The organism is Stutzerimonas marianensis (genome assembly GCF_022810315.1).
GTDB classification, from domain to species: Bacteria; Pseudomonadota; Gammaproteobacteria; order Pseudomonadales; family Pseudomonadaceae; genus Stutzerimonas; species Stutzerimonas marianensis.
Window position 1 is genome coordinate 491,566 of sequence record NZ_JALGRD010000001.1, and the last position, 11,903, is coordinate 503,468.

Below are 11,903 nucleotides of genomic sequence, written 5' to 3' on the forward strand. Positions count from 1 at the left end.
GGCTCGCGGCATGACAGGCCAGACCCGGAATGAGCCAGGTGCGTGAAGCTCCGCCATTGCCTCCGAAACGCCCCCGGTCATTCCCCGCTGCCCCTGCGATGCGGCATGAAAACGTGCGCAAATCCACATTCAAAACCGTGATGCGGCACAAGGCCAGCACCTAGGGGCATGCGTAGAATCCGCCGATTCTTTGGAGGCCCCCCATGCGCACACTACTTGCCGTCACCCTGTTGTTCAGTTCGATTCTCAGCGCCCCCCTCGCGCAGGCGGAGCTTCCCCAAGGTTATGAGGTGGTCCTGCAGACCGAAAACTTCCCGCCTTTCAACATGGCCGCGGGCGGCAAGAACTTCGCGAAGGAAGCCCAAATCAGCGGCATCAGTGCCGACACCGTCCGGGAGATGTTCAAACGCGCCGGCATCGACTACTCGATGACCTTGCGCTTCCCCTGGGACCGCATCTACCAGGCGACGCTGGACCTGCCCAACCACGGGCTGTTCTCCACGTCCATGACCGATGCGCGCCGCCCGCTGTTCAAATGGGTCGGGCCGATCGCGCAGTACGAGAGCGTGCTGCTCTCGGCACCCGGCAGTAACCTCAAGCTGACCAGCCTGGAACAGGCCAAGGGTTACACCATCGGTGCCTACAAGAGCAGCGCCGTCAGCCAGCGCATCGAAGCGCAGGGGCTGGAGCCCGTCAACTCGCTGCGTGACCAGGAGAACCTGCAAAAGCTGCTCAGTGGCAAGATCGATCTGTGGGCCACCTCTGACCCGGTCTGGCGCTACTACGCCAAGCAGGAAGGCGTGGGCGGTCTGAATACGGTGCTGGTGTTCAACTCCGCACCGCTGTACCTGGCCCTGAACAAGGACACCCCTGACGAAGTGGTCACCCGCCTGCAGAAGGCGCTGGATGACATGAAGACCGAAGGCTACGGCACCTGCGTCAAGCACCCCGAACTCTGCTGACCCGCCGGGCCGGCGTTGCCATAGACGCCGGCCCTCCTCCTCCCCCGGCCAGAGCGGCCGTTCCTACTCGATCTCGAACAACCCGTCGCGCATGGAGGCCGAGGCCAACCGCTCGCGGATTTCCGGGTCGATCCTCGGATCGTCCAGTCCGTAAAGCATGACCTGCCGGTACGCGTTGACCCGATTGATCTCGCTGCCGAGGTATTCCCAGACCACCCGCGTGCAGGCCGGGGTACGGCGATCGCCGCTGGATACGCCCGTCTTCAGGCCGTTCAGGCGGCTGATCCGGCTCTTGAAGCTGGGGATGAGGATCGTCTGGCTCATCTCGTTGCCGGTCAGCGACTCGTAGTCGATGAGAAACAGGCGGTCCTGCAGATAGAAGGCCGCACCGAGGTAGCGGCAGCGCACCACGCCGTCCTCGGCCTTGGGATTATCCGCTCGCGACTGTTCCTGACGCTCCTGGCGTTCGAAGACGAAGCTGCCCCGATCCTCACGCAGGTGCACCAGCGAAAGCAGGATCTGCCCCGGCACGGACAGACAGTTGGCGTATTCGAAGTAATAGCCGCAATAGCGCGAGAGGCTGCTGGCGTTGTCCCGCATCGGCTGGAAGAGTTCGAGCAGCGGATCGCTGGCGGCAATCCGCTCCTGGTCGTGACGCCGCAGCCCGATCAGCTGGACGAACTGGTCACTCGGCAGTTCCAGCTCGTATGCCTCGACACCGAAGAAATCGCAGATGCGCTTGAGGTTGTGGGGCGTCGGCCGGCTCGTTCCGCTGAGGTATTTATTGAATTGCGCGCGGTTGATCGCCAGCTTGCGGCAGACCTCGGCAATCGATCGGTAGTGGCTGCACAGCAGCTTCAGGTTGGTGCCGAGATGAGCAGGCATGACAGGTTCCAGTGGCGCGAGCGGCGCGATTCTAGCATCAACTCGCGCCAGGTCGCCGCGACCTGCGCTATTGAATGACCGCGGCGTCTCGCCAACCATTTCCCGGTTGCGTTTCCACATTCTTCAAAAACAACAAGAGAGACATTTCCGCCATGCTCGATCTACTCAACGATCTCATCTGGAGCAAGCTGCTCATCGTGATGCTGATAGGCCTGGGCCTGTTCTTCACCATCGCGTCCCGCTTCGTCCAGTTCCGCTATTTCGGCAGCATGTTTCGCATCTTCGGCGAGGCCTTCAAGCGCCAGCCGGGCCAACTGAGCTCCTTCCAGGCGCTGATGCTCAGCGTCGCCGGCCGTGTCGGCGCCGGCAACATCGCCGGTGTCTCGGTGGCCATCATGCTCGGCGGCCCGGGTGCGGTGTTCTGGATGTGGGTCGTCGCCCTGGTCGGCATGGCCACCAGCTATTTCGAATGCTCCCTGGCCCAGCTTTACAAGCGCCGCGAAGCGGATGGCGGCTATCGCGGCGGCCCGGCGTTCTACATCCAGCACGGTCTGGGCCAGCGCTGGCTGGGCATCCTCGTCTCGCTGTTGCTGCTGGTTACCTTCGGCTTCGGCTTCAACGCGGTGCAGTCCTACACCGTGGCCAGCTCGCTGAACGACACCTTCGGCGTCCCGACCTATGTCAGCGGCATCGCACTGATGGTGGTGATCGGCCTGATCATCTTCGGTGGGATCAAGCGCATCGCCAAGTTCGCCGACGTGCTGGTGCCAATCATGGCGTTCTCCTACATCGCGATGGCACTGTTCGTCATCGGCAGCAACGCCGGTGACATTCCGGACGCCTTCGCCACCATCTTCCGCAGCGCCTTCGGCCTCGAGCCGGCCTTCGCGGGCGGCCTCGGCGCGGCCATCATCATGGGCGTCAAGCGTGGCCTGTTCTCCAACGAAGCCGGCCTGGGCAGCGCGCCCAATGTCGCCGCAGTCGCCGAAGTGCAGCATCCGGTGGCACAGGGCATCGTGCAGTCGTTGAGCGTGTTCATCGACACCATCATCCTGTGCAGCTGCACGGCGCTGATCATCATCCTCTCCGGCGTGTTCGAGCCGGGCAGCGACATGGCCGGCGTGGTCCTGACCCAGACGGCCGTCGCCGCCGTGGTCGGCGAGTGGGGTCGAGTGTTCATCAGCGTCGCGCTGCTGCTGTTCGTGTTCACCACGCTGATCTACAACTACTATCTGGGCGAGAACGCACTGGGTTTCTTCAGCAGCAAGCGCGGGCCGGTTCTGATCTATCGCGTCATGGTCATCGCCCTGGTGATGTGGGGCTCGGTCCAGGACCTGGGCACGGTTTTCGCTTTCGCCGACGTGACCATGGGCCTGCTCGCCATCTGCAACCTGATCGCGCTCGCGCTGCTGTTCAAGGTTGGCCTGCGCCTGATGCGCGACTACGACGGACAGCGTGAAGCCGGCATCGAGTCGCCGGTGTTCGATCCGAAGAAGTTCGCCGACCTGGATCTGGACCCACGCGTCTGGACGAGCCAGGCATCCGCACAGTCAGCGGCGAACCCGACGTTGAGCGGCGTCCAGGCGCAGCAGCACTGATCGGTCTTCCCGTCTTCGCATGAACGACTGACAGGGGGCCGCGAGCCCCCTGTTTTCATATAAGGATCCCCACAATGCCGGCTTCCAGACACATCCTGGTGTTGTACACCGGCGGCACCATCGGCATGCAGCAGAGCGCCGAGGGCCTGATGCCCGCCTCCGGCTTCGCTGATCGGCTGCGCGCACGCCAGGCCGAACACCCCGGGCAAGACTTGCCCGACTGGCAGTTCCAGGAACTGCTCCCACCCATCGACAGCGCCAACATGAACCAGGCCAACTGGCTGGCCATGGCCGACGCCATTCGCAGCGCCAGTGCACGACAAGGGTGCGCTGGCGTGCTGGTGTTGCACGGTACCGACACACTCGCCTACAGCGCCGCGGCCCTGAGCTTTCTCCTGCTGGGGCTGCCGACACCGGTGCTCATGACCGGCTCGATGCTGCCCGCCGGCGCGCCCGGCAGCGACGCCTGGGATAACCTGTTCGGCGCCCTACGGACCCTGCATCACGGCGTGGCGCCGGGGGTTCACCTGTTCTTCGCCGGCAAGCTGATGCACGGCGCCCGTGCCGGCAAGCTGGGCACTGCCAGCCTCGATGCATTCGCCGAACTGCCGCGACGACGTGAAGGGCAGCGCGCGACGGACCTGCCGCCCCATCTCGATTATCGCCAGTCGCGGCAACAGGTGGCCCTGGCCGTGCAACCGCTGTACCCGGGTATTCGCGCGGCGCAACTGCGTGCGGTACTCGACAGCGGCATTCGTGGCCTGGTCCTGGAGTGTTATGGCAGCGGTACGGGCCCGGCGGACGATGCCGAACTGGTCGCCGCGCTTCAACAGGCGCATGATCTCGGCGTGGTGCTGGTTGCGATCAGCCAATGCCCGCAGGGGCACGTGGATTTCGGCATCTACGCCGCCGGCGGCCGGCTGGCGGCCTGTGGCCTGGTTTCCGGAGGCGGCATGACACGCGAGGCCGCACTGGGCAAGCTGTTCTCGCTGCTGGGAGCCGGACTGTCGCAGCAGGAGGTCGAACGCTGGCTCGCTCTGGACCTGTGCGGCGAGCGCGCCGACTGATCAGCCCTGGCTCGAACCCGGCGCCGTCAACAGGGCACGGACCTGGCGGCGCAGCGCGTCGAGGTCGATCGGCTTGGCCAGCCAGCCCTGACAATCCAGGTGCTCGCGCCCTTCGACCGCCGCGCTGAGCACCAGCACCGGTAGCTGCTGCGTGGCCGGGGCCTGACGCAGCAGCTGCAGCAGGTGTTCGCCATCCAGTTCCGGCAGGTTCAGGTCAAGCAGCAGCAGGGCGGGCGGATCAGCCAGGACGTGCGCCAGTGCCGTGCGGCCATCGTCGAACACGCGGACATCCGCGAGGTCGGCAAGGGCCCGACGCACCAGCACCTGACTGAGCGGGTCGTCCTCGACATAGACGACCCGGGGCCGCTCGTGTGCGGCCAGCTGCGCCACCGTCTCGGCGAGCGGCAAGGCGATCCAGAAACGGCTGCCGGCACCCGGCGCGCTCTTCACCCCAATGCTGCCCCCCATCAGCTTGGCGTACTCCAGGCACAGCGACAGGCCAATGCCGGCGCCTTGGATATTGGAGCTTTCCCGGCCTAGCCGCCGGAAGGGCTCGAACATCTGCGCCTGCAGGGCCTCGTCGATGCCGGGGCCGGTGTCCTCGACGACCAGCCGGACCTGATCGGCGACGTGCTCGACCGAGAGTCGCACCATCCCGTGCGGGTTGTTGTATTTGATGGCGTTGGACAAGAGATTGAGCAACACCTGACGCAGGCGTCGCGGTTCAGCGAGCACCTCAACCGGCGCGTCGGGCAGCTCGACATCCAGGCGCAAGCCGAGTCGCTGCACCTCCAGCCTGACCAGCTCCGCGCATTCACGCATCAGGGTGGTCGCCTCGACCCGCTGCAGTTCCAGACGCGGCCGCTCGGCCTGCAGACTGGACCAGTCGAGGATGTCGCCGAGCAATTGGTTCAGGTGCCGACTGGCCAGCAGGATTTCGTCCAGGTAGTTCGCCGCTTCGGGGTCAGCCGAGGGTGGGCAGTCCATGCGCATCAGCTGAGCGAAGCCGAGGATGGCGTTGAGCGGGGTGCGCAGTTCGTGGCTGATGCTGGAAATCAGGTGGGTCTTGGCTTCGTTGGCCGCCTGCGCCTGCTGGATCGCCCGTCGCAGGTCGTCCTCGCCCCGCTTGATCGCATCGATGTCGACATGCGTACCAGCCACGAGCGTCGCCTGACCGGTCAGTGGATCACGCTCGAGCACCCGGCCGCGGCTGAGCAGCCAGTGGTATTCGCCCAGGGCGTCGGCGAAGCGGTATTCGCTTTCGTAGCGAAAGGTATGGCCACGGTGCATGCGCTCGAGCTCGGCGCGCACCTGGTGCACGTCCTGGGGATGGATGCGCTGCAGAAACTGCGTTTCGCTGAGCGTCGCCGATGGCAGGCCGAACCGCGCCGGCAAGCGGCCCCGCAGCTGCAACGTGCCGCGCCGGGTGTCGATTTCCCAGAGGCTCTCGGTCGCACTTTCCAGCACCAGCTCAAGGCGTTCCTGAGCCTGCGAGCGCTGGGCCTCGCTAAGCTCGAGCTGACCGCCGATGGCACGGGTGTGCTGGGCCAGGGCGTCCAGCTCGGCGATCTCGGAAGGCACTGCGGCCGGTCGCCATATGCCCTGCCCGATCTGTCCCATCATCGCCGAGATGCCGGCGATCGGCTTGAGCAGCGCCAGGCTGAGCTGGCGGGCACGCATCCACATGAAACCGAAGAACAGGAGGTAGAACAGCACCAGCCCGGCGATCAGCAGGAAACCGATCTGCTGGAACCGGCTCGCCAAGGCATTGGTCTTGCTGAACACCTCGGCTTCGTCCACCACCGCCAACAGGTGCCAGCCCGTCTGCTGCACGGTCGACCAGGCGACCAGCCGCTGCTTCCCGCCCAGTTCCAGGCGCAGCACGCCGCTGGGCTGGGTGACGACCGCGCGCGCCAGGGCCTGGGTGTCTTCATGCCGGTCGAGCCTGAATTCGTCGGGTTTGAACTGCTCCTGGCGGATCGCTTCGTCGTAGGAGTGTTCGGTGAGCTCGTCGAGGCCGAACTCCTGCTCGCCGGCCTCGGGTAGCGCCATGATGTTCAGGTCGCGGCTGACCAGTACCGCGTAGCCATTCCAGGGGACATGCAGATCGCCGATCCGCCCGAGCATGCCGCCGACGGTGACGTCGATACCGCTGACACCCTCGAGAAAATCGCCACGGTAAACCGGCGCGATGGCGGACATCATCCAGCCGTGCCCGGCCGGGTCGAGGTAGACGTCTGTCCAGACCACGCGCCGCGAAGGGTTCTGCCAGGCGTTGGCCAGGTAATAGAAGTTGTAGCTGGGGATATCCATGTCCGGCGGGTACTGCTCCTGCGTCGCGAACCAGGGATAGATGTGGTTGTAGCTGTCCCAGCTGTTGAAGTAGAGGCTGGCAATGAGCGAGTTGCCGGCATGCAGCGCCTTCATCAGCGGGTCGAGGCGATGCAGCCGGGCGACCTTGTTCAGGTCCTGCTGCTCGGGTGGGGTCGCCGCTGAATAGAAACTCGCCGCACCGCCGTCATCCCGCGGGCTGTAGCGAACGCCCTCGGCGGTCATGCTCAACTCGGGTTCGAGCAACGGCTCGTCTTCGGTCAGCGCCCGCGCGGTGAACTGGCGAAACAGCTCGGTAGCGCTCGCCACCTGCTGCAGCTGCTGGTCGATGATGCGCGTCTCCAGGCCCACCGCTGCCTGCAGTTCGGCCAGCGCCGTCTCGCGCAGATGCTCGATTTGCGCGTCCCGCACGGTGCTGTTGGTGATGAGGTAGACGGCGATCAGCACCACTTCGACCAGTACCAGCGGAATCAGGGCTGTCTGAACGAAGGCGCGCCAGATCCATTGGCGTATCCCGATTGGAGTTTTCGACACGACGCAGCTCCGGCAACCGACTCGAACCCTGCTGGGTCAGGGCTCGAAAGATTAGCATCGTCCTGGCACAAGAAAGCCTGCCCCCAGGCGTCGGGCCTGGGGCGGCCGGATCACTCAACCACGCGCCAGTTCGATCAGCTCGGCGCGCCAGCCAACGTCACGCGGCAGGGCCAGGAAGGACGGGTTGAGGTAATGCTCCCGCGCTTCGTAGCTCAGCGGCCATCCGTCGACATCGAGCACCTCGCCACCGGCGCCCTCGAGCACGCCCTGGGCGGCGGCGGTGTCCCACTGCGAGGTCGGCGCCAGGCGCGGGTAGCAATCGGCGCTGCCTTCGGCGACCAGGCACAGTTTCAGCGAGCTGCCGACGCTGGCCAGCTCCAGCTCACCGAAACGCTGGCCCAGCCCGGCGAGCAAGCGCTCCTGCGCCGGGCTGGAATGTCGCCGGCTGGCCACCACGGTGAAACGCTCGGGCGGGGTGTGCCGCACGCGTAGCGGTTGTGTGGCGCCATCGGCTTCGGCCCGCCAGGAGCCGAAATCGGCACCGCCGTAGTAGCAGCGGCCATTGGCGGGGATGCCAACCACACCGAACAACACCTGGCCGCGCTCGATGAGGGCAACGTTGACGGTGAATTCCTCGCTGCCGTTGATGAATTCCTTGGTCCCGTCCAACGGATCGACCAGCCACCAGCGGGTCCAGCCCGCCCGCTCGGCCAGGCCCAGCTCGCAATCCTCCTCGGACAGCACCGGAATGGCGGCATCGAGCGCGCACAAGCCGTCGGCCAGCAGGTGATGGGCGGCCATGTCCGCGGCGGTGACCGGCGATGCGTCGGCCTTTTCGTGCACTTTTATCTCGTTGCGCCAGTGCGGCAGGATCGCCTCGCCGGCGCGGCGAACCAGGTCGATGACCGGCGCCAGGTAGGGATGACTCACGGATTGAATTCCCCTCGTTGGGTCAGCAGGTCGCGCGCCAGGTACAACGCCGCCAGGGCGCGCCCTTCGCTGAACTGCGGGTTCTGGACCAGGCTCGACAGCTCGCGCAGATCGATCCGGTCGACACGCATCGGCTCGGGTTCGTCACCGGGCAGATGTTCGGGATAGAGGTCGCGTGCCAGCACCACCTGAATCTTCTGGCTCATGTAGCCGGGCGACAGCGACAACTCGGTGAGCAGCTCCAGACGGCGCGCGCCGAAGCCGGCTTCTTCCTTGAGTTCGCGGTCGGCTGCCTCGAGCACGTCCTCGCCCGGCTCGATCAGCCCCTTGGGGAGTGACAATTCGTAGCTGTCGGTGCCGCCGCAGTATTCCTCGACCAGCAGCGCCCGCCCGTCAGCTTCCAGGGCGACGATCATCACCGCGCCGTAGCCGCTGCCCTTGCCAACGAGCCGCTCGTAGGTGCGTTCCACGCCGTTGGAGAAGCGCAGTTGCAGCTCCTCGACACGGAACAGCCGGCTGCTGGCGACGATTTCACGGGCGAGTACGGTGGGTTTCTGGCGCATGGGAGGGTCCTTGAAGCACGAGGCGCCACTATAACAGCCCAAGTGAAGACTACGGCGCCCGCCCCGACCGCGCGGCACACGCGACGACCGTCCGCCGACGAACGCTTTGCATTGACCTGGGCGCTGCCGCACCATGCGCCGACCGCCCGTTGCGAAGAGAAGAGCATGATCGCCACCTTGCCCTGGTCCGAGATCGATACCGTGCTGCTGGACATGGACGGCACCCTGCTCGACCTGCATTTCGATAACCATTTCTGGCTCGACCTGCTGCCCCGCCGCTACGCCGAACTGCACGGCATCAGCCCGGCCATGGCCGAGCTGGAGCTCGCGCCGCTCTTCAACGCGCACCAGGGGCAGCTGAACTGGTACTGCCTGGACTTCTGGACGCGGGAACTCAACCTGCCGATCCGCGAGATGAAGCGCGAGATCGCCGACCTGATCGCCCTGCGCCCGGCGGCGGAGGATTTTCTCGCCGCCTTGCGCCAGGCCGGCAAGCGGGTCGTGCTGATTACCAATGCCCATCGCGACTCCTTGTCGCTCAAGCTCGAGCGAGTCGAGCTCGCGCCCTGGTTCGACCGACTGATCAGCTCACACGATTACGGTTACCCCAAGGAGCACGAGCAATTCTGGTTCGCGCTCCAGTCCGACCTCACCTTCGACCCGGCCAGCGCCCTGTTCATCGACGACAGCTTGCCGGTCCTGCGCAGCGCCCGCACATTCGGCGTAGCCCATCTGCTCGCCATCCGCGAGCCGGACAGCCGCCGCGGGCCGAAAGATACCGAGGAATTTTTCGCCGTCGACGATTACCTTGACCTGATTCGCAGCCTGCAGGGCCTGGAGGGCTGAACGCCGCCGGCCTGACGTGCTTAACTGCAATCCGAACACCCGGCGATACGCGCCGGCATCAGCCACGCCGGCACTCGAATGGATGATTTATGGCGGTAGATTCAGGGCGCTTGCGCAGCGAAATGGGCCGACGTATCGAGCGCCACGACTGGAGCGAGTCAACACTGGGCCCGTTGTTGGGCTGGCCGGACAGGTTGCGGGGGGTACTGGAGACCATTCTCGAGTCACCGTTGCCCATGTGCATCCTCTGGGGCGACGCCGAGCTGCAGCTCTATAACGACGCCCATGCCGACGTGATCGCCCGCACGGACGCACTGGGCAAGCCGCTCGGGCAGAGCTGGACCGAAGCCTGGCCGGCACTGGTGCAGGCGTGCGCACAGGCGGACCTCGAGCAGGCCTGCCTGCTGCACAACCAGCCGCCGCCCAAGCATCTGCCCGACGGCTCCGGCGATATCCGTTTCGACCTTGCCCTGAGCCCGATCCGCGACGGTGGCGCCGTGGTGGGCCGCCTGCTCTGCCTGCGCCCCACGGCCGAACACGCGCTGCGCCGGCGCGAGGCCGAACTGAAGATGATCACCGACGCCCTGCCGGTGCTGATCGGCTACGTCGACCAAGACGAGCGTTACCGCTTCAACAACCGTCACTACGAGAGCTGGTTCGGCCATTCGCCCGAGTGGCTGTATGGCAAGCATCTGGTGGACGTGGTCGGTGAACACGCCTACAACGCCCGCAGCGAGCAGATCAAGGCCGCGCTGGCTGGCCAGTCGGTCGTCTTCGAGGCGTACATGCCGCATCAGGACGGCACACGACGGCAATCCTTGATGCACTATCTGCCGCGGCGCGATGGCGATGGGCGGGTCCAGGGCTTCTTCGTGCTGGCGCAGGACGTCACCGAGCGCTGGCAGGCCGAACAGGCACTACGCGAACTCAACGAGACACTCGAGAGCCGGGTCCAGGAACGTACCAACGCCCTGGCCGAGGTTTACGAACGGCTGCTCAAGGAAATGGCCAGCCGCGAGCAGGCGCAGGAAGCGCTGCGCCAGGCGCAGAAGATGGAAGCGGTCGGCCAGCTGACCGGCGGTATCGCGCATGATTTCAACAACATGCTCACCGGCATCATCGGCGGGCTGGACCTGATCCAGCGTTACAACCAGACCGGCCGGCATGCCGAAACCGGGCGCTTCATCGACGCCGCGGTGACCTCCGCCAACCGCGCCGCCGCGTTGACCCACCGGCTGCTGGCCTTCGCCCGCCGGCAGCCGCTGAACCTCAAGCGCGTCGACCTCAATGCCCTGGTCGACTCGATGCGCGACCTGCTGGTGCGCACGCTCGGCAGCCACATCCTCGTCGACGCCCAGTTGCAGCCGGACCTGTGGCCGGCCAGCAGCGACGAAAACCAGCTGGAAAGCGCCCTGCTCAACCTGGTCATCAACGCCCGCGACGCGATGCCCAACGGCGGCAGCCTCTATATCGCCACCGCCAACGTCGTGCTCAGCCGCCAAGCGGAAATCGGTGATCTGCCGGCCGGGCGCTACGTCACCCTCAGCGTGCTTGACAGTGGCTGCGGCATGACAGCCAAGGTGCTGGCCTCGGCCTTCGAGCCCTTCTTCACCACCAAGCCCATCGGCCAGGGCACCGGGCTGGGATTGTCGATGATCTACGGCTTCGTACGGCAGGCCGGCGGGCATGTGCAGATTCGCAGCGAGCCGGGCAAGGGCACCGAGGTGACGCTCTACCTGCCGGCGCACCACCGACTCTCCGACAGCCCGGCCGGCGCCAGCCCGGTAGCAGACGCACCGCGCGCCGCGCAGGGCGAAACTGTCCTGGTGGTCGAGGACGATCCGGCGGTGCGCATGCTGGTCGTCGACGTGCTCGGCATGCTCGGCTACGCCGCACTGGAGGCGGCGGAGGGCAACGCGGCGGTGAAAATCCTCGAAAGCCATGCCCACATCGACCTGCTGGTCTCGGATGTCGGCCTGCCCGGCATGAACGGCCGACAGCTGGCCGACATCGCGCGGCAGCATCGCCCCTCCCTGCCCGTACTCTTCATGACCGGCTATGCCGAACAGGCCGCCAGCAGCGGTTTCCTCGACACCGGCATGGACATGATCAGCAAGCCCTTCGCCATCGACGACCTGATATCCCGGATCCGCGACATGCTGACCAAACCATCGGGCTGACCGGCTG

Annotated in this window: 9 protein-coding genes; 5 read left to right on the forward strand and 4 right to left on the reverse strand. The window is 65.7% G+C overall.

The window, feature by feature from the left end; all coding sequences use genetic code 11:
- The first annotated feature begins 203 nt into the window (after nt 1-203).
- Nucleotides 204-962, forward strand: a complete 759-nt coding sequence (locus tag MST27_RS02145; RefSeq protein WP_243604357.1) for a substrate-binding periplasmic protein — start codon at nt 204-206, stop codon at nt 960-962.
- A gap of 63 nt (nt 963-1,025) precedes the next feature.
- On the opposite strand, the gene MST27_RS02150 is transcribed toward MST27_RS02145, so the two are convergent.
- Nucleotides 1,026-1,847 (reverse strand): helix-turn-helix domain-containing protein, encoded by an 822-nt coding sequence (locus tag MST27_RS02150; protein WP_243604358.1) that lies wholly within the window; start codon nt 1,845-1,847, stop codon nt 1,026-1,028.
- A gap of 152 nt (nt 1,848-1,999) precedes the next feature.
- Between MST27_RS02150 and MST27_RS02155 the strand changes: the two genes are divergently transcribed.
- Both MST27_RS02155 and MST27_RS02160 read left to right on the forward strand, forming a co-directional pair.
- On the forward strand, nt 2,000-3,445 hold the full coding sequence (locus MST27_RS02155) for an alanine/glycine:cation symporter family protein (protein ID WP_243604359.1): 1,446 nt from the start codon (nt 2,000-2,002) through the stop codon (nt 3,443-3,445).
- A gap of 74 nt (nt 3,446-3,519) precedes the next feature.
- Nucleotides 3,520-4,512, forward strand: coding sequence for an asparaginase (locus tag MST27_RS02160; RefSeq protein ID WP_243604360.1), 993 nt, complete (start codon nt 3,520-3,522; stop codon nt 4,510-4,512).
- Here MST27_RS02160 and MST27_RS02165 read toward each other — a convergent pair whose 3' ends face one another.
- The 3 genes from MST27_RS02165 to nudE form a co-directional block, all read right to left on the reverse strand.
- Nucleotides 4,513-7,377 carry an ATP-binding protein gene (locus MST27_RS02165; protein WP_243604361.1) on the reverse strand — a complete coding sequence of 955 codons (2,865 nt, stop codon included), beginning with the start codon at nt 7,375-7,377 and terminating at the stop codon, nt 4,513-4,515.
- A gap of 114 nt (nt 7,378-7,491) precedes the next feature.
- Nucleotides 7,492-8,307 carry a 3'(2'),5'-bisphosphate nucleotidase CysQ gene (gene cysQ, locus MST27_RS02170; protein WP_243604362.1) on the reverse strand — a complete coding sequence of 272 codons (816 nt, stop codon included), beginning with the start codon at nt 8,305-8,307 and terminating at the stop codon, nt 7,492-7,494.
- A complete protein-coding gene (gene nudE / locus MST27_RS02175; RefSeq protein ID WP_243604363.1) occupies nt 8,304-8,870 on the reverse strand; it encodes an ADP compounds hydrolase NudE in 567 nt (188 codons plus the stop codon). Before nudE ends, cysQ begins: the two co-directional genes overlap by 4 nt.
- Before the next feature lie 165 nt (nt 8,871-9,035).
- On the opposite strand from nudE, the gene yrfG reads away from it, so the two are divergent.
- Together yrfG and MST27_RS02185 are read left to right on the forward strand one after the other, a co-directional pair.
- Nucleotides 9,036-9,716 carry a GMP/IMP nucleotidase gene (yrfG, locus tag MST27_RS02180; RefSeq protein ID WP_243604364.1) on the forward strand — a complete coding sequence of 227 codons (681 nt, stop codon included), beginning with the start codon at nt 9,036-9,038 and terminating at the stop codon, nt 9,714-9,716.
- An 89-nt stretch (nt 9,717-9,805) separates the two neighbouring features.
- Nucleotides 9,806-11,896 carry a PAS domain-containing protein gene (locus MST27_RS02185; RefSeq protein ID WP_243604365.1) on the forward strand — a complete coding sequence of 697 codons (2,091 nt, stop codon included), beginning with the start codon at nt 9,806-9,808 and terminating at the stop codon, nt 11,894-11,896.
- Nucleotides 11,897-11,903 lie beyond the last annotated feature (7 nt).